19 protein-coding genes and 1 pseudogene are annotated in these 18,543 nt (G+C 54.9%); 4 read left to right on the forward strand and 16 right to left on the reverse strand.

Annotated features, from left to right (window positions below; genetic code table 11):
- Window positions 1-116 precede the first annotated feature (116 nt).
- The gene (locus tag D5085_02845) at window positions 117-1,739 is read left to right on the forward strand and encodes a methyl-accepting chemotaxis protein (GenBank protein QEP42168.1); all 1,623 of its coding nucleotides are present in this window, start codon (window positions 117-119) and stop codon (window positions 1,737-1,739) included.
- 2 nt (window positions 1,740-1,741) lie between these two features.
- Here the strand turns inward: D5085_02845 and fetB are convergent, their stop codons facing one another.
- From fetB to D5085_02925, 16 genes and pseudogenes are all read right to left on the reverse strand, one after another.
- Window positions 1,742-2,542, reverse strand: coding sequence for an iron export ABC transporter permease subunit FetB (gene fetB, locus D5085_02850; protein QEP42169.1), 801 nt, complete (start codon window positions 2,540-2,542; stop codon window positions 1,742-1,744).
- Entirely contained in the window at window positions 2,539-3,072 is a 534-nt protein-coding gene (locus D5085_02855) for an ATP-binding cassette domain-containing protein (GenBank protein ID QEP45024.1), read from the reverse strand. The genes fetB and D5085_02855 overlap by 4 nt, the downstream gene beginning before the upstream one ends.
- A gap of 99 nt (window positions 3,073-3,171) precedes the next feature.
- Entirely contained in the window at window positions 3,172-3,678 is a 507-nt protein-coding gene (locus D5085_02860) for a cyclic nucleotide-binding domain-containing protein (GenBank protein QEP42170.1), read from the reverse strand.
- Between the two features lie 16 nt (window positions 3,679-3,694).
- Complete coding sequence (locus D5085_02865; protein ID QEP42171.1) at window positions 3,695-4,576, reverse strand: rRNA pseudouridine synthase; 882 nt, start codon at window positions 4,574-4,576, stop codon at window positions 3,695-3,697.
- Window positions 4,569-5,156, reverse strand: a complete 588-nt coding sequence (gene scpB, locus D5085_02870; GenBank protein ID QEP42172.1) for an SMC-Scp complex subunit ScpB — start codon at window positions 5,154-5,156, stop codon at window positions 4,569-4,571. The genes D5085_02865 and scpB overlap by 8 nt, the downstream gene beginning before the upstream one ends.
- Window positions 5,153-5,941 carry a segregation/condensation protein A gene (locus D5085_02875; GenBank protein ID QEP45025.1) on the reverse strand — a complete coding sequence of 263 codons (789 nt, stop codon included), beginning with the start codon at window positions 5,939-5,941 and terminating at the stop codon, window positions 5,153-5,155. The genes scpB and D5085_02875 overlap by 4 nt, the downstream gene beginning before the upstream one ends.
- Before the next feature lie 18 nt (window positions 5,942-5,959).
- Window positions 5,960-7,144, reverse strand: coding sequence for a tryptophan--tRNA ligase (locus D5085_02880; GenBank protein ID QEP42173.1), 1,185 nt, complete (start codon window positions 7,142-7,144; stop codon window positions 5,960-5,962).
- Window positions 7,145-7,207: 63 nt separating this feature from the next.
- The gene (locus D5085_02885) at window positions 7,208-7,900 is read right to left on the reverse strand and encodes a site-2 protease family protein (GenBank protein QEP42174.1); all 693 of its coding nucleotides are present in this window, start codon (window positions 7,898-7,900) and stop codon (window positions 7,208-7,210) included.
- Window positions 7,900-8,526 carry a threonylcarbamoyl-AMP synthase gene (locus tag D5085_02890; protein ID QEP42175.1) on the reverse strand — a complete coding sequence of 209 codons (627 nt, stop codon included), beginning with the start codon at window positions 8,524-8,526 and terminating at the stop codon, window positions 7,900-7,902. Before D5085_02890 ends, D5085_02885 begins: the two co-directional genes overlap by 1 nt.
- Window positions 8,527-8,574: 48 nt before the next feature.
- Window positions 8,575-9,429 (reverse strand): PHP domain-containing protein, encoded by an 855-nt coding sequence (locus D5085_02895; GenBank protein QEP42176.1) that lies wholly within the window; start codon window positions 9,427-9,429, stop codon window positions 8,575-8,577.
- Window positions 9,430-9,500: 71 nt separating this feature from the next.
- Window positions 9,501-9,610: pseudogene (locus D5085_02900) on the reverse strand (AmmeMemoRadiSam system radical SAM enzyme).
- Between the two features lie 72 nt (window positions 9,611-9,682).
- The gene (locus D5085_02905; GenBank protein QEP42177.1) at window positions 9,683-10,111 is read right to left on the reverse strand and encodes a hypothetical protein; all 429 of its coding nucleotides are present in this window, start codon (window positions 10,109-10,111) and stop codon (window positions 9,683-9,685) included.
- A 149-nt stretch (window positions 10,112-10,260) separates the two neighbouring features.
- Window positions 10,261-10,728, reverse strand: coding sequence for a hypothetical protein (locus D5085_02910; protein ID QEP42178.1), 468 nt, complete (start codon window positions 10,726-10,728; stop codon window positions 10,261-10,263).
- 120 nt (window positions 10,729-10,848) lie between these two features.
- Window positions 10,849-11,259 carry a DedA family protein gene (locus D5085_02915; GenBank protein QEP42179.1) on the reverse strand — a complete coding sequence of 137 codons (411 nt, stop codon included), beginning with the start codon at window positions 11,257-11,259 and terminating at the stop codon, window positions 10,849-10,851.
- Window positions 11,260-11,262: 3 nt separating this feature from the next.
- Window positions 11,263-14,331, reverse strand: a complete 3,069-nt coding sequence (locus D5085_02920) for a PAS domain S-box protein (protein QEP42180.1) — start codon at window positions 14,329-14,331, stop codon at window positions 11,263-11,265.
- Between the two features lie 3 nt (window positions 14,332-14,334).
- Window positions 14,335-14,979 carry a hypothetical protein gene (locus tag D5085_02925; protein ID QEP42181.1) on the reverse strand — a complete coding sequence of 215 codons (645 nt, stop codon included), beginning with the start codon at window positions 14,977-14,979 and terminating at the stop codon, window positions 14,335-14,337.
- 192 nt (window positions 14,980-15,171) lie between these two features.
- Between D5085_02925 and D5085_02930 the strand changes: the two genes are divergently transcribed.
- Genes D5085_02930 through D5085_02940 form a run of 3 tightly spaced genes read left to right on the forward strand, consistent with a single transcriptional unit; the run spans window position 15,172 to window position 18,539 of the window.
- The gene (locus D5085_02930) at window positions 15,172-16,455 is read left to right on the forward strand and encodes a hypothetical protein (GenBank protein QEP42182.1); all 1,284 of its coding nucleotides are present in this window, start codon (window positions 15,172-15,174) and stop codon (window positions 16,453-16,455) included.
- Between the two features lie 39 nt (window positions 16,456-16,494).
- Window positions 16,495-16,917, forward strand: a complete 423-nt coding sequence (locus D5085_02935; GenBank protein ID QEP42183.1) for a hypothetical protein — start codon at window positions 16,495-16,497, stop codon at window positions 16,915-16,917.
- 11 nt (window positions 16,918-16,928) lie between these two features.
- A complete protein-coding gene (locus D5085_02940) occupies window positions 16,929-18,539 on the forward strand; it encodes a methyl-accepting chemotaxis protein (GenBank protein ID QEP42184.1) in 1,611 nt (536 codons plus the stop codon).
- Window positions 18,540-18,543: the final 4 nt, after the last annotated feature.

Genomic DNA, 18,543 nt, shown 5'->3' on the forward strand with positions numbered 1-18,543 from the left:
TTAATTTTTTTGTCACGATTGTCGCTAAGAAGATAGGACAGTAGGGGTAAAATTTGGTAACCTTCTGCCTCGACCACTATTTTACCGACTTAACAGCCCCAGTTTGGTGAATAATAATGCCCCAGCAAGACTCATTAAAATTTTCTATCCAAGCCAAAATTGTATCGGCCTTATCGGCTATTTTTGCGCTAGTGCTACTGACCACTATCACTTACTCCTCCCACAGCCAAAACCAACTGATAGAGGATGTCGTCACCCAGCAGACGGTTGACACCGCCGATGCCTATTTTGATGCCATTAATGTCCTAATGCTCTCGGGCGCGATGGCCAATCGGGAGATGATTCGCAGCAAGGCCCTAGGACGGCCCGGCGTGGTCGAGGCACGGATTATTCGTACCGAAGCGATTAACGCCATGTATGGCCCCGGGCTGCCGCACGAAACCGCCCAAGATGAGTTCGAGCATCGTGCGCTACAGGGGGAGCGGGTGCATGAGATTCATACGGTTAAAGGTGAACGGGTGATTACCGTGGTCAATCCGGTTTTAGCCGAGAGCGACTATCGGGGCACGAACTGCCTCACCTGCCATCCGGTGGCTGAAGGGACGATTCTCGGCGCGGTTCGGGTTAGCTACTCATTGCATGAGCTCGATAACCGAGTGTTTAACAACCTGCTCGCTACCTCCGGTTTTCTGCTAGCGATCTTTGCCATCGGCTTTGCCATCATGGTCTATCTGCTGCGCCACTTTGTGGTCAATCGCTTGCACCAACTACAGCGGTTTATCTTCCATGTCGAACAGGACAACGATTTAAGCCAAAACTATCAGTCACAGAACAGTAGTGACGAGGTAGGGCAGCTAGCCGCCACCTTTAACCAGATGATGCAGAAAATTGCCAACACTTTTAGCTCGATTGCCCATACTACCACCGAGCTGCATAATCTGGCTCAAAATTCGGCCAGTGTCGCCGAGAACACCTCCCACGGGGTACAGCAGCAGCAGCAAAATATCGACACAATCGCCCAATCGATCAACGAGATGTCCAATACGGCGCAAGAGGTCGCCAGTAACGCCTTAAACACCGCCACCGCCTCAGAACAGGCTAATAGTGAAGCGCAGCGAGGAGCCCAAGTCTCTTCCGAAGCGCTGCACAGCATTCAGATAATGAGTAACGATGTCAATCAGGCTGCCGAAGCGATGCAGAGGCTAGATCAGGAGGTCGATGCCATTAGTAGTGTGCTCGGGGTCATACAGGGGATATCTGAGCAGACGAATCTACTCGCGCTCAATGCCGCTATTGAGGCGGCACGGGCCGGCGAACAGGGCCGCGGCTTCGCTGTGGTGGCGGATGAGGTGCGTACCCTCGCCTCCAAATCGCACCAATCTGCCGAAGAGATTCGCACCATGATTGAGCAGTTACAACAGGGGGCACGCGATGTTGTCAATCTGATGGCGGTCTCAAAAGAGAAGGCTAACGACAGCCGCGACTCGGTCGATCATGCCGCCGAATCGCTGCAAGAGATCGCCCACACCATCGCCACCATTAAGGATATGAATAATCAGGTTGCCACGGCTGCCGAGCAGCAGACCGCTATCGCCACTGAGATTAACCACAATATTGCCGATATTCAGCAAATTGCCGCTAGCACGGCCGATGGTGCCCTACAATCGGCTCAAAACAGCGACAATTTGCTCAAAGAGGCGAGCCAGTTAAAAGAGTTGCTGCAACAGTATCGGTTTTAATGTCAGCGTTGCTGCCTTAATCTATCTAGGCGTAGCCGCTGGCGCGAATCGAACAGCCGTCGCGATGCCAACCGTACCACTAGCAGGGTTCCAAAACCACTGCCGGCGGTGATTAGAAACATCATCAAAATTTGGTAGTTCACCGCCTCCATCGGTGCCACTCCCGCCAGGATCTGCCCGGTCATCATCCCCGGTAGGCTAACTATCCCAGCCGCTGCCATCGCATTAATCATCGGAATCATCCCAACCCGAGTCGCCTCTAGCCGAATATCGCCAATCGCCTCAATGCCACTTTGGCCTAGCATCAGCCGCGCCTCCACCACTCGTCGCTGCTCCCGCACCCGTGAGGTGAGCCTATCAAGCGCCAGCGAAATACCATTCATGGTATTGCCAAGCAGCATCCCTAAGAGCGGAATCGCATAGTGTGGCAGATACCACGGCTCAGGCTGAATAATCCACTGTAGCGCCAATAGCGCAATGCAGAACGAGGAGAGAAACATCGCCACCGTGCCGAGCGCGTAGCCATACCAACCGCGAAAGGGGTAACTCTGTCGCCGCCACACCTCCCGTCCGGCAACCAGCAGCATCACTAACGCCATCAAACCGACCCAGAGCAGCGACTGCTGGGCAAAGAGCAGTTTTAACAGATAGCCTATCAGGATAAGCTGTACAGTAGTACGCAGCGCCGCCCAAAAGAGCTGCCGCTCCAGCGATAACTGCATCAACCATGAGCTGATTCCAAGCCCCAAGACCAGTAGTGAAGCCAGTAATAGATCAAAGTAGCTAAGCACCACCGGACTCAAAAGCGCCACTCCAGCTGACCATCTTGCAGATGGTAGTGGTGATCGGCCAGCCGTTCGAGCTGCTCCTGCGTGTGGGAGACCCATAGCAGTGCCGCCTGCTGCTCGCGACAGTAGTCGCTTAACCGGCTCTCAACGGCCAGAGTCGATTGCAGATCGAGGGCGGCGGTCGGCTCATCGAGCAGCACCACTTGCGGCGAGTTTTGCAGCAGCCGCAGCAGCGCCAGCCGCTGCCGCTCTCCGGTAGAGCAGTCGGCAACACTATGTTCTGGGGTAAGATAGTCTAAACCGAGCTGCTTTAGCGCCTCAGTAGGCCAAGTTTGAAAGTGCGCCCCCACCGAATCGAACCACCAGTGCGATTCAGCCGGTAGTAGCCCGACCTGTCGTCGCCAAGCCATCGGGCTCATACTGTTAACCGCCTCTCCTTGCAGCCAGATATCACCCCTAAACGGCTGTAGATCAACCAGCGCTCTTAGGAGTAGCGACTTGCCGCTCCCCGACGCGCCAGTTAAGAAGGTGATCTGCCCCGGCATGAGCTGTAGTTCGATCCTAGTGAGGTGGAGCAGCGCTAGCTGCGCCACCCGTAACAGGGGCCTCTTATTAACCTCTAAACCGGCCGTCACCCACCCCCGCTAGCGCACCGAAATCGGCTCATAGTCCCAGTGCTCCTCCTGCTCTGGATCTTCGTTAATGTTATTAGCCACCAAAAGTCGCTCCGAGACTAAGCGGGCGATATTAAGAACGATAATATAGCTAATACGCGGCGCTTTACCCACTAGTTGATCGAGCTCAATGCGTTTAATTCGCAACAGTAACGAGTCGCGCTCGGCAACCGCGTCGGCGCTGCGACTCGATTTGCGCACGACCGCCATCTCGCCTAAGACATCCCCCGGTTTCATCGAACCGAGTTTCCCCCGCGCTTTATTATAGATACTCATCTCACCGGCGAGTAGCACATAGAGCTCATAGCCAAACTCCCCTTCATGGAACAGGTAGTTTCCCTCATTGACAGCCGTCACATGACAAAAATCGGTCAAGATGACATACTCACGATCACTCAACCCTTCAAACAGGGGAATGCGACGCAAGATACTGATAATTTGGTTTTGTGAGAGACCAAATTTTTTGTTTTTGTACATTGTGCAAATCCTGTAGTCAAATTAAAACCGATCCAAGCCGCAATCTATTTTGCGATTGTACCCCTTTTGCGCCGAGTCGGTGCCGATTTTTTTCGATGGCGGGGGGGGCACCGCGCCCCCCCGCCTCCGTCGTTAGCGCTGACTCATAGCTAAGCTCCACCCGCTGAGAGAGCGCCGCCAACTCTTTTTGATTAAGCTCATGCCACTTGCTAGGTCGTAGCCAGCGCGGCAGAGTTACGCCGGCATAGGCGATACGAATTAACCGATTCACCTGCACCCCCTGACTCTCCCACAGCCGCCGGACTTCACGCCGACGCCCCTCATTTAGCGTGACATGAAACCACTGATTCGCACTCTCAGTCTCAATCGGTTGCGATTTAATCGAGGCAAACGCGGCCTGACCATCCTCAAGCTCTACCCCTTGCTGTAGCCGCTGTAACATCTCGTTATCAACCTGCCCTAAGACTCGCACCGCATAGGTGCGCTCAATCTGCCAAGAGGGGTGCATTAGCCGATGGGCTAACTCACCACTATTGGTAACGAGCAGTAGCCCAGCGGTATTGATATCGAGCCTGCCGACGGTAATCCAGCGCCCCCGCTTAATCGGCGGCAGATTGACAAAGATGGTCGCTCGCCCCTCTGGATCGCTACGGGTGGTCACCTCGCCTACCGGTTTATGGTAGATAAGTACCCGTGTCGGTGGGGCTTGGCGATCATCGTCCCGTTTCGGATTAATCACCTTACCATCGACGGCAATGCGATCACTCGGCTCCACCCGATCCCCTAGCGAGGCGGGTCGGCCATTGACCGCTACCCGATTGTCACAGATCCACGCCTCCATCTGCCGTCGCGATCCTAGGCCGTAGTTGGCCATCACTTTATGTAGTTTTTCACTCATGCTCTCTCTGCTCCTGCTGCTCTTCGACGAGTACTCTATCAAGATGGCGCTCGATCTCCTCTAGCGAACGCAGCTCTTGTAACGGCGGTAACTGTTCTAGTGATTTAAGGTTAAAGTAGTCCAGAAACTGCCTTGTTGTTGCCAATAGCGCCGGCCGTCCCGGAACTTCGCGGTGCCCTATCACCCGCACCCACTCACGCTCTTGTAGGGTTTTAATGATTTGGCTGCTCACCGCTACCCCCCGAATCTCTTCGATCTCCCCCCGAGTTATCGGTTGGCGATAGGCGATAAGCACCAATGTCTCTAACAGCGCCCGACTATAACGCGGCGGTCGCTCCTCCCACAGCCGACTTACCCAGGGGGAGAGTTCGCTGCGGGTCTGAAAGCGAAAACCGCTCCCCACCTCCACCAGCTCGATCCCCCGCCCATCGTAGTGGTGCTGTAGTCGGGCCAGTAGCTGGCGCAGCTCCTCTTGTGATGGGATCGGATCGTTAAATATCCGTTGCAGCTCGGAAAGTGAGAGCGCTCTATCGGCCGCAAAGAGCGCCGCTTCAACAATCTGTTCCGTCGTGGGGATCATCGGCTGCGGACAAATAGGGTGGCAAAAGTGTCGGCCTGAATCAGCTCAATAAGCCCCTGTTTTAGCAGCTCTAGTAGCGCCATAAAGGTGACCACCACACCGCGCCGCCCCTCTGCGAGGGTAAAGAGTTCGCCAAAAGGGGTAAACTGTTCGCGACCGATTCGGTCTAGAATTTGACCCATCCGCTCCCGTATCGAGAGCGGCTCTCGTTGCACCTGATGGCTGCTAAAGAGCTCTGATCGCAGCAGCAGCCCCTGCATCGCCGCTAACAGCTCCGCGAGTTCGACCTGCGGCTGAGGACGGTGTTGCCGCAGCGCCGTAACGGCGATATCAACCTGCCAACAGTCGCGCTCCTGCCGAGGCAGCTCATCTAGCGCCTCAGCCGCCTGTTTACACTGCTCATACTGTTGGAGCCGCCGTATTAGCTCTAGGCGCGGATCGGCCTCCTCCTCTTCCGAGAGAGTCACCGGCTTAGGGAGCAGCATTCTCGATTTGATCTCAGCTAGTAGCGCCGCCATCACCAGATAGTCGCCCGCTAGCTCAATCTTTAACTCCTGCATCAGCTCGACATAGTGCATATACTGCTCGGTAATTGCCGCAAGTGGAATATCGAGAATATCGATATTCTGTTTGCGAATAAGGTAGAGCAGCAGATCGAGCGGCCCCTCAAACGCCGCCAAAAAGACCCGCAGCGCATCGGGTGGAATAAAGAGATCGGCGGGGAGCTCCTTTAACGGCTCCCCCCTGACTCGAATCTCTTTGGTCAGTTCGTTCTCATCTCCCATCGTCAAGGGTGAGTCGGGCTAGTAGTTGAGCCGCATCGCCTGCTTAACCTCTTTCAGAGTCGCTTGGGCAACGCTGCGAGCCGCTTCGCTCCCCTCCATAATGACATTGCGAATTATCTGCGGCGACTCCTCTAACTCCCGCGCCCGTTCGCGAATCGGACGCAGCTCCCCCTCAATCGCCTCAATCAGCGGCTGTTTGCAGTCGAGACAGCCGATCTCGGCTAAGCGGCAGCCATTCAATACCCAGTCACAACGGCTAGTATCAGAGTAGATCTGGTGTAGCTGCCAGACCGGACAGCGCTGCGGCTCCCCCGGATCTAAGCGGCGCACTCGCTGGGTATCGGTCGGCATTTTGCGCACTTTAGCCTCAATCGCCGCCGCCGACTCTCGCAGCGAAATCGTATTACCATAAGATTTAGACATCTTCTGTCCATCTAGCCCCGGCATTTTTGGCGCTTCGGTCAAGAGAGGCTCCGGTTCAGGCAAAATGATCTTGCCCGATCCCTCCAGATAGCCGAATAGCCGCTCTCTGTCTCCTAAGGTAATGTGCCCCTGATCATCGAGCAGCGCCTTAGCCTTCTCTAGCGCTTCGCCATCGCCCTGCTCGTTCCAAGCTCGCCGCAGTGACACATAGAGCTTAGCACTCTTTTTGCCCATGCGCTTAATTGCCGCCTCAGCGAACGCCTCAAAGTCGGGTTCTCGGCCATAGAGATTATTAAAGCGCCGCGCCACCTCTCGCGTCAATTCGACATGAGCCACCTGATCTTCACCAACCGGCACCCAGTGGGCGCGGTAGATCAAAATATCGGCGCTCTGTAGCAGTGGATAGCCTAAAAAGCCGTAGGTAGCTAGATCGCGCTCTTTTAACCGCTCCTGCTGATCTTTGTAGCTCGGCACCCGCTCTAGCCAACTGAGTGGAGTGGACATCGACAGCAGCAGATGCAGCTCCGCGTGTTCGGGTATATGGGATTGCACAAATAGCTTAGCCGAACCGGGGTTGATCCCCGCCGCCAGCCAGTCGATCACCATCTGCCACACATGCTGCTCAATCGTAGCGCTCTCCTCATAGTGGGTCGTTAGAGCGTGCCAATCGGCGACAAAGAAGAAGCACTCATACTCATGCTGTAACTTAATCCAGTTCTGTAACACACCGTGATAGTGTCCTAAATGGAGACTTCCGGTAGGGCGCATACCCGATAACACTCTTTGATTAGACACACTTCTCCCCGTTAATTTCGTTAAATAGTGGATTGACCCTCGCCCCAACTAGAGCAGGGTATAGAGTAGCAGCTGAAACGATTCGACCGAAATCCCAGTCGCTAAAACGAGCAACGAGATCACCCCCTGTACCGCCGGATTGAGAATCTGCCCTAAAAGGCCGGTAATCAGCAGCCCTAACAGAATCACAAAGCCATAAGGCTCAATCAACGACAGGCGATAGGCCAACGGGCCTGGCAATATGGCGGTAAGAACCCGCCCGCCATCCAGCGGCGGCAGCGGTAACATATTCAGCACCAGCAGCACCGCATTAATTAAAATTCCCGCTACCCCAAGATAGAACAGAAACAGTGTCACCCCATTAATGGAGCGGCTCCATAGCGCCGTAAGCAGAATGAGCAGCGCCCATCCGAGCGCCATCAGCAGATTGGCCATCGGCCCCGCGAGTGCCACCAGCGCCATATCGCGATTAGGACGGCGCAAATTCTCCCAGGTGACCGGCACCGGTTTAGCCCAGCCGAAGATAAATCCGCCCAACATTAGCAGCACGCCTGGCACCACAACGGTTCCTAACGGATCGATATGTTTAACCGGATTGAGAGTTAACCGCCCCAGCATCATAGCCGTCTTATCCCCCAACAGCTTAGCTACCCAGCCATGAGCCACCTCATGCACCGTAATCGCCAGCACCACCGGCACCACCCAGACAGCGACTCGTTGCAGCAGCGATAGCTCCTCCATCACTCCACCTCAAACGGTTCGGTAGCGCCCAGACCAACGCGCATAATCTGTGGCACCTCTTCAGTTAGATCGACCACCGTTGAGGGCTCTAGTGAGCCATACCCCCCATCGATAATCAGATCGACCTGATGCTCCAGCGTCGCCCGAATCTCGTAGGGATCAGACTCAGGCACACTCTGCCCCGGCAGGATGAGAGTCGAGCTTAACAGCGGTTCACCGAGCTCCTGTAGTAACCCCAGCGCAATCGGGTTAGAGGGCACTCGCAGCCCGACCGTCTTTCGCTTCGGGTGCATCATTCGGCGCGGCACTTCGCGAGTCGCCTGTAGAATGAAGGTGTAGGGGCCGGGGGTCACCGCCTTTAACAGCCGATAGATGCTATTCTCCACGCGAGCATAGGTGCCGATTTCGGAGAGATCACGGCAAACTAGGGTAAAATGGTGTTTATCATCGACGCGACGAATAGTCCGAATCCGCTCTAACGCCCCCTTATCTCCTAAGCGGCAGCCGAGCGCATACCCCGAATCGGTAGGATAGACGATAACCCCCCCCTCCACCACCACAGCGGCGGCCTGCCGAATCAGGCGGGGTTGGGGGTTATCACAATGGATCTGAAAAAATTGGCTCACAGGGGTAGGTTCCGAATGCAGAGGGTGAAGAGTCAAGGCGCTGCTCTGTTATCCTGCGGATGCAGAGTCGAGCTCCAACAGTTGCCATACCGGTTGCAGGGTGTTGGGCAGAGGTGGTAACCGACCCAACAGATGCCAAGGACGATCTTCACTATGAAAATCGGAACCGGCCGAGGCGTAAAGACGGTATTTTAACGCTAATGGGGCTAAGCGTGCAGCATCTTCTGCACTTTGACTACCAGAAACCACCTCTATCGCCTCCCCTCCGGCGTCAATAAAGGCCTCAAACAGACGACAAAGTTTAGCCCGACTTAGCGAATAACGGGCCGGATGGGCCACGACCGCAACCCCTCCGGCGGCCCGAATCCAGCCCACCGCCTCGCTCAGTTCGGCCCACTCGCCCGCGACATGGCCCGGCTTACCGGCACGCAAAAAGTGGCGAAAGACCTCGCCGACCTGTTTTGCATACCCCCTCTCGACTAGCGCCATCGCAAAGTGGGTGCGGCTAATAATCCGCCCCTGCGCCAGTCGTGCCGCCCGCTCATAGATACCGCCAATCTGCTGTTTATCTAGGCGTCGCCCCATCTCCTCGGCACGCCAGTGGCGAAACTGACGCAACCTCACCAACCCCTGCTGCAACGCCTCACTCTCCGGATCGATTCCCAAACCGACAATATGGATCGTCTGCCGCTCCCAACTAACCGATATCTCCACCCCCGAGACCAGCTCCATCCCAACCAACCGAGCCGCCCCAGCCGCCTCTGCCAAGCCGTTTAGCTCATCGTGATCGGTTAGCGCCAGTGTTCTCACTCCTAAACGGTGCGCCAGCGTCACCAACTCCGTCGGTGAGAGGCTACCGTCGGAGGCGCTACTGTGGCTGTGTAGGTCGATAGTTAAGTACATAGACCCTTAAACCTCACTCCCCAATCTGTACCGAGGAGAGGCCACTCTGTTTAGCCACAGTTCGCGCTTGAGGCCGTACCGAAGCTAAGAGTCGCCGTTCCGGGCAGAAAGTGGTTGAGCGGTTTTTTTCAATCGGATCGATACAGAAACCGCTACTGCGGCCATAGGTGGTGAGCACCACGCTACCGCCCTCGTTACGGGGCACAAAACAGAAGCCGCGCTGCCCTAGCTTTACTTGACACCAGCGTTACCGCTAAACCACTGCATCTATGCGCGGTTGTAGCTGCTGTCCTGAAAGGAGTGCAGCCGCTGAAAACTGCTCCTGATTGGCTTGGTAGGTCTGAATCGCTACCGTTTGTGAATTTTGTCCTTGAGAGCCCCTATCAACTCCGGTCGCAGTGGGCGGGGGTGGAGGACGAGAGCTAAAATCGGTACCATCGGCTCCTCCCTGTGTGGGCGGCGGCTGCAGAGCGCTAGTCATCGTTGATCGGGCAATCTGAAGTGCGGCACCGTAGTCGAGCAGATTAGGATCGATATCTGCCGGACGGTTCAGATTTTGTGGCTGATTGGAACGACTGCTGCTATTAGGCGCAATGGTAACCGCATCGACCCCGGAAGGGGCGGAGAGAGGAGCGATCGGCAGAGTCTGCACACTCGCTAGGGAGGAACGATTAATTTCCATGACGCTTTACCTCAAAACTAACATTGCAACAGTTAAAAAATCGGCGCTTGCACCGTATAGCCTCTATTATAGACCCATTTGGATTGAATGCTACCGAAAGAGGGGGGCAATGCCCCCCTCAATCCCGAACCGGTAACGACAACAGCCGTTTAGGCGGCCTCTTTCAGCCCCTCAATTAGGCGAGAATCGTCGCTACGGCTTGCCTCAATGGCAATTTTTCTCGGCTTAAGCGCCTCGGGCACAACCCGCTTTAGATCGATATTGAGCAGGCCAGCCTCCATTGAGGCGGCAACGACCTCAACATGATCAGCGAGCTGGAACTGGCGCTCAAAGTTGCGAAAGGCGATACCGTGGTGTAGATAGCGCTTCTCTTTGCCCTCATCTATCCCCTTTTTGCCACTCACCTTTAGCGCATTGCCTTCGACCTCTAGCTCCAGCTCATGTTCGGCAAACCCTGCAACCGCCATGGTGATGCGATATTGATCCTCATCCACCAGTTCGATGTTGTAGGGGGGGTAGCCGCCACTCTCACGACGATTGGCACTTTCGAGCATCGAAGCGAGGTGGTCAAAGCCGATAGCGGTACGAAACAGCGGTGTTAAATCGAAGCTGTTCATGGTTATATCCTCCTGTTGAGCAATAGGTTTAGAACAGATTGTGTGAGCCTCACCTGAGCATCTCACACCCAACTATATAGAACAGGCCGCCCCCTTTTTCAAGAGAAAAAGAGATCATTTTTAGCTCATCGTCAGCCACTGTTCGGCGACGATTAGCGCCGCATAGCGTCCCATCTTCCCCAAGGTAACCCAGAGTAAAAAGGTCACCAATGGCAGTCGTAACAGACCAGCCACCAGACAGATCGGATCACCCACCACCGGTAGCCAGGCCAAGAGCACTACGCCACTGCCCCAGCGCTGAAACCACCGCTCTGCTCGCTGGAGTTCAGCAACTCGCCGCTGTAGCAGTTGATAGCCCCCTCGCCCCATGCCGTAGGTGATCACACTGCCGATGACATTACCGGCCGTCACGCTCAGTAGCAGCGACCAAGGTGGCGCACCACTTTGCAGTCGATAGAGCAGCAGTAGCTCGGAGCTACCGGGGAGCAGGGTTGCCGAGAGCAACCCACTCAAGAAGAGTGACCAGTCGATAGCCTAATCCAGTAGATAGCGTTTTAGCACCGCATAGAGGTGCCCGCTATCGAGCGGTTTGGTGATGTGGTCGTTCATCCCCGCCGCTGCGGTTAACTTAAAATCCTGCGTCATCGCATTAGCGGTCATCGCGACAATGGGGAGATCGGTTAACTTTAGTAGCTGGCGAATGATACGAGTCGCCTCATAGCCATCCATGATCGGCATCTGAATATCCATCAGCACTAGATCGAATCGCTGCTCTTTAAGCCGCTCAACCGCCTCCTGACCATTGTTGGCCAGTTGTAACTCAATCACCCCCATCTTTTTGAGCTGTTCTGTCGCCACCAGTTGATTAATGTGATTATCTTCAACCAGTAACACCCGCCTATCGGCTAGCGGTAGCAACTCAAAACCGCTGTGGCGCTGCGGCGGTTCGGACGGCTCGTCAGCGACAAACAGTGGCTGCAGAGCTTTTCGCAGTGCGGTAGGGGTCAGCAATAGCCCGCAGGTAGCCTCGACGGCAAAGGATTGTTGCCATTGCTGCGGCTCGGTGCGGTGGGTCAATAGCAGCCGTTTACCGGGGAGCCGCTGCCATGTCGCTAGGGTCTCTGCGTTCAACTGTTCACTACTGAGACTATCGAGACACCAGAGCGGATAGGGTTTGGCCACCCAAGCGGCCTGTTCGGTTACGATCTCCACCTGCATACCCAGATGGCATAGCTGTCGGTTGAGTTCGTCCCGTAGCTCGCTATCACTAACCCACAGTGCCACTAGCTGCCCTTCGCCTTGGTAGAGCGGCAGGGGTGGATTGGGGGAGCGCTCGGCACTGCGGCACGGCAGGGTAATGTGGAAGGTTGTCCCCTCGCCAACCACGCTATGCAGTCCGATCTCGCCCCCCATCATCTCCACCAGCTTTTTGCTAATGGTCAGCCCTAGACCCGTACCGCCATATTTACGGGTGGTAGAGCTATCGGCTTGCGAAAAGGAGTTAAAGAGCCGCCGCTGCTGCTCGGCGGAGATACCGATACCGCTATCGCGAATCGCGATTCGCAGCTCGACCGAGTCGTGATCTAGTCGCTTACCCCTCACCTTAACCACTACCTCGCCCTCTTCGGTAAACTTGACCGCATTATTGGCTAAATTGATCAATATTTGTGAGATTCTCATCGGATCGCCAAAGAGTACCAGCGGCAGTTCGGGCTGACGGCTTAAGATGAAGCGCAGGTTCCGCTTTTCGGCCAAAATGGCAATTTGGGCGTAGAGCTGCGCTAACAGATCATCTAAATTAAACTCAATCTGCTCAATATCGAGCTTACCCGCCTCAATTTTGCTAAAGTCGAGAATGTCATTCAAAATGCCCAGCAGAGCGTTAGCTGAGGTGTTGACTTTATCGATGTAGTCCCGCTGCCGACTATCGAGCTCAGTCTCAAGAGTTAGCTGACTTAAACCGATAATCGCGTTCATCGGGGTGCGAATTTCGTGGCTCATATTGGCCAAAAAGTCGCTTTTCAGCCTGTTAGCCCGCTCGGCACTCTCTCTAGCCTCATGCAGCAGCCGCTCGGTCTCTTTGCGAATTGTCGCGTCACTGAAGACCGTCACCGAACCGGAGAGCTCGCCCTCATGAAACAGCGGCACCGAGACTAATGAGACCGGAAACAGAGTGCCATCGCGACGCCGGAACATCTCATCATCGCTGCGAAAGGTCTCCCCTTGCGCGGTAGCGCGAAGAATATTGCACTCACTGACCGGCACCATCCGCCCAAGCTCATCGAACTGATGGTGGATAGTATCGTGAATGCCCAGCCGATGCAGCTCCGCCTCGCTCCAGCCGAGCAGCCGCTCCGCTTCTGGATTCATAAAACGACAGCGACCATCGGAAAACTGGGCATAGACCCCCTCCCCCATCGCATCGGTGAGGCTGTTTAAAAAGCGCTCTCGCTCCAATATCTCCTGCGCCATCTTCTTGCGAGCGGTGATATCGGTCTTAATCGCTACATATTGAAATGGCCGACCGTTATCGTCTAAAAACGGCACAATCACGCCGTCAAGCCAATAGTATCGCCCATTGATAGCGCGGTTACAGACCTCGCCACGCCACACCTTGCCACTTCGAATCGTCTGCCACAGGTGGCGATAGAAGCTAGGCGGATGCTCGCCCGATCTGACTATCTCATGCCGTTTGCCGATAATCTCGTCTGCCTTAACGGCGTTAATGTCACAAAAGTTGTGGTTAGCGTAGGTAATCACCCCCTGATCGTCGGTGATAGTGACGATGGCGTGCTGATCCATAGCAAATGTCTGCAATTCTAGATCGCGGGTCATACGCCGCAGTGAGCTGTTGGCCTGTTGAATCTGGTGCAGGGTACGGAAACCGATGGTCAATACCGCCACCACAATCAGCAGCGACACCACCAGCTGCGCCCGTCTGTAGAGCTGCTCTTGGGTATCGATGCGTTGCGCGATGCGGTTCAGTTCGCGCTGACTCTCATAAAAGAGGCGATTGCTATTGTCGCGCATACGGGTAAAGAGAGGGGGAAATAGCTGTAGCGTGGCTCGAATCTGCAGCTCGCCCCCTCCCGTGCCTATCTCACTCTCCTCGTTTTGATCTAATAGCTGTAGCAGCTCTAGGAGATAGTGACGAATTTGGATCAGTTTAGGTGTCAGATCGATAGCCTCCAGCACATGGTCTCTCCCATCGACCGGCTGATAGTGGAAGGTTCGTATCATCTCTGCATGGCTTTCGATAGTCAGCCGCGTGGCTCGGTGGATCACCCCCCCCTCACGCAGCACTTGCAGACTCTCATCGAGCAGCATCAGCACCTGCTCAATCTCTTTAAATACCCACTGCCGCCCCTCTCTGCCCCGAGTGGAGGCTAACTGAAAGGTACGCGCCTCTAGTCGCGACAGATCGTTCGATAGCAGCTCGCCAATGAGTACATAGGAGCGCTCATTGTCGAGCTGGCGATTGAGCTCATCAGTTAATGCCGTCACAAACAGATCGAGTCCGATGAGCAGCAAAAATCCGGCCACATTAATGCCGAACAGAAGATAGATACGGCGCGAGGAGAGTTCAGGCTGGTGGCTTGACATCAGTTATTCGGCTACCCCCTCCTCACTCTCTCCCCACGCTTTGAGCAGGGCAACCATCTGCCACTGCTGCGCCTCCTTCGCCCAATCGAGTGCCGAACGACCACTAAAGTCACGCCACGATAGTTGAGCCCCATGCAGTCGTAGCTGCTCGGCGCTCTCTAAATGGCCCGATTTCGCCGCCCAAATTAACCCACTCCACCCCATGGAGCTATCGTAGTGGTTCGGCTCCGCCCCCTGTTGCAACAGATAGGCGAGCACCTGATGGCGGTTCTCCATCGCCGCGACCATCACCGCACTATAGCCAGCCCTATCCTGAGCCTGCAGATCGGCGCCGTGTTGCAGTAACCGCCGCACCACCTCCAGATGGCCCTTTTGGCTGGCAATTAAGAGCGCCGTCCAGCGACAATCGTCACAGGCGTTAACCTCCGCGCCTTGGGCTAAAAGCGCCTCAACCTGCGCTAGATCACCCGCCTCTGCGGCAATAATAAGCGCCGTTCGACCGCGATTATCCCGCAGTTCAAGGTCATTCTGCCATCCGCCATGCCACAATACCCCCCCAAGCAACAGCAGTGACAGCAGCAGCCTATAGGGATAATTATAGGCTAACCATTTGAAAAAATTAAAAAATCCAGCAAATTGACGCAACACTTAACCGCAACAGCTCCCGCTAGTCCGAAACAGAACCCCATTGTAAGCTGCAAGCGACAAGTTGCAAGCTATAAGCAATCCGAACCTCTTCTCTACCAGAAAAGGCTTGAATCAACACTTAAAGCTCACTTATGATTCTAGTTGATTTTGACCGATATAGATCTTCCACCCTACTCTAAGAGGCTTACCCTGATGAGATTAACTCGCTTAAAGACGGCTCTTGCTATCGCCATCGGCTTCACCCTTCCCCACACTGTTCACGCCTACTCGCTCGGCTCTTTCCAAATCCACGGTTTTGCCTCCCAAGGCTATATCAAATCCTCTGACAACAACTATCTAGTTGAGAGTGAAGAGGGGGATGCCGCCTTTAACGAGTTAGGGATAAATCTCTCCACCGCTATCGGCGATCAGGGGCGTATCGGAATGCAGCTCTTCTCTCGCGATTTAGGCGAGATCGGGAATAACGATATCAATCTCGACTGGGCCTACTTCGACTACAGCTTTAGGCAGCAGTTAGGGGTGCGTCTAGGCCGCCTTAAGAGCCCACTCGGACTCTATAACGAGATTCAGGACTACGATCTGCTTCGCAGCTCGATCCTACTGCCGCAGAGCGTCTATAACCTAACTTGGCGGGAGAGTATGGTCGCTATCGATGGCGGCGCACTCTACGGTAATATCACCCTCGGCGATAGCGGCCAAGGGGGGGATATCGACTACCAGCTCTTCGGCGGCATCACCCGTATTGAAGAGGATGGCGGTATCGCCAAAATGTTGCTCGATAACGACGGTATTACCCTAAAAGAGGCCACCGTCAATGGTATCTATGGCGCGAGCCTAAAGTGGAACACCCCCCTAGCTGGACTGCTAGTCGGCCTGAGCGGAATGCGGGTCGATCTGACCTTTGATGGCGAGATGAGCAGCGCCGCCGTTACCGGTGATCCCGCAGCTGCCGCCCTGCCGCCAACCCATATTGAGGTCAAACTGCCGCAACTACTCATCTCGGTTCTATCGCTACAGTATAACTATAACGATCTCACCCTCACCGCAGAGTATGGCCGCCAGCGCGATGAAGAGCCCAATAACAGCACCCTAAACCTGCCGGAGATGCTACAAAGCCCCCCCATCCATCTCTCCAGCCCAGGCCGCGACTCGGCCGGTTACTACCTACAGGCGAGTTACCGACTTAACGATAGCATCGAAATCGGCAGCTACTACTCTATGCACTACTTCGACCGTCGCGATAAATCGGGCAGTGAATTTGTCGCCGATGGAGAGCCCGACTACTTCGGCTGGAGTCGCGATATCGCGCTTAGCACCCGTTACGACATCACCCCCTACTGGAGTATTAAGGCCGAAGCCCACCGCATCAACGGTGGCTCCTATCTGTTCCATAACGACAATCGTAACACCCAAGGTGAGGTCGATATTGCCGAAAATTGGCAGCTCTACCTGCTCAAAACCTCGGTTAGCTTCTAGCCCAGCCCCTTTTGATACTCTGAATTTTGGAGAGAGACTATGAGATTTCCCCGTACAATCCCCCCGCTACTGCTGACTCTACTGCTGCCGTTGACCCCTCAGGCCGAACCGGTAGTGATCGCCCATAGCGGCGTTGCCGATAGTGCCCTCTCGGGGCAAGATGTTAAAAACATCTTCCTTGGCAAAAAGAGCCGCTGGTCTAACAATGAGTCGATTCAGTTCGCCATTGCCGACACTAATCTTCCGTTTCATGAAGATTTCTTAAAAAACTACCTGCAACGAAACGCTAATCAGTTTACGCTACACTGGCGAAAGGCGGTCTTTACCGGCACCGGCGCTGAACCAAAAAAGTTTGATGATGCCACCGCGCTGCTCGATTTTGTCCGCTCTACCCCCGGCGCTATCAGCTACATCGATAACTCGTTACCGCACGATGGCGTTAAGGTTCTTACCATTAACTAGGTTACCCTGGCATGCTAAATACTCTGAAGATCTCCAATAAAATCTGGCTCGGCTATGCGCTACTGGTCACAGGCTACCTCATCTCGCTCTCGCTACTGGTAATGCTAGATCAGCGCATCGAGAAGGGGTTAACGGCGATTACCGATACCCACTTCCCCTTTACCCAGTTAACTTTGGAATCTTCGAGTCTCTTTAATGCCCAGCTAAAAAGCTATGAAGAGGCGGTCATGCTCGGCGATGAGGAGGCTCTTAATCGAGCCTCCAGCATCGGCACATCGCTCCAGCAGCTACTAGAGCGGATGGTCGCCATCCCGCAGCTGCCGCAACCGGCGCGTCAGAAAACCGACCGGCTACTCGAACAGCACCGCCAGTTTACCCACTCCGCCAACACCATCTATGGTGTGCTCGCTAGCGGTAACGAACACAATAAAACCGAACTCTCCCGCCTCAATACCCAAGGGCAGCAGGTTAAGAGTGAACTTAAAGCGCTCTACGATGGCACCGCCGAAGGGTTAGAGGAGTATCTTGATGGCATGATTCAATCCTCAAAACGCGATCTTTTACGCCAAATTATCATCATGGTCACCGCCATGCTGCTCTCCTTCCTTCTGGTACAGTGGGTGATTCGCCGCGCCATTCAGACCCCGATTCGCGATATCATCGCCACCATGCGCCATATCGCTGAAGGCGATCTTCGTCAACAGGTCGAACTACAATCGACCGATGAACTAGGCGAACTCGGCCACTGGGTTAACGCCTTTCTCGACGATTTCAAACGGGTACTGGCTCAAATAGAGCAGTCATCGCGGGCGATTACCGCCGCCAGCGGCCAGCTCCACGAGCAGGCACGGTTAATGGACCAGGGGGTCTCGGTACAGGCCGACCGCTCAGCCAAAATAGCCTCAGCCTCTGAGCAGATGGCCGCCACCAGCGGTGAGATTGCCGATAACACCACCGACATCGCCAACCTCGCTAAAGAGAGCGTCGAGATCGCCAATGGCGGTAATCGAGTGGTCAACCAGACCCAGCATGAGGTGAAAGCGAGCTTTGAGACCTTCTCCCGCTTCTCCGACATCATGCAGGCCCTTAGCCACAATTCGCAGCAGATTGGTCAAATTACCAACATCATCTACGATATTGCCGAGCAGACCAACCTACTCGCCCTCAATGCCGCCATTGAAGCGGCTCGCGCCGGTGAGCACGGTCGCGGTTTTGCCGTCGTGGCCAGCGAAGTACGGATGTTAGCCGAAAAGACCACCAACGCCACCGGACAGATTAACGATACCATTAAAGCAATTCAGACCGAAAGCGACAAAGCCAACCACTCCCTGAGCGAGAGCCTAAGCAAACTGGAGCGGGGGCTCAATCTTGCGACCGAAGCTGGCACCTCACTCAACCAAATTGTCACCCATGTCAGCAACCTACTCAATAATGTCGAACAGATTGCCAAACGCACCGACTCACTCTCGGCCAGTGTCCAACTAGTCAACAGTGACATCAGCAATATTAGCGCTATCGCCGTCGAGGCGACCCACCAATCGACACAACTAGCACAAAACTCCACCGATATGGCCGGACAGGCGCAGCAGCTCTCGGAAATATTGACCCGATTTAAAGTCTAACCCC

The organism is Ectothiorhodospiraceae bacterium BW-2 (assembly GCA_008375315.1).
In the GTDB taxonomy this organism is placed as follows: domain Bacteria; phylum Pseudomonadota; class Gammaproteobacteria; order Thiohalomonadales; family Thiohalomonadaceae; genus BW-2.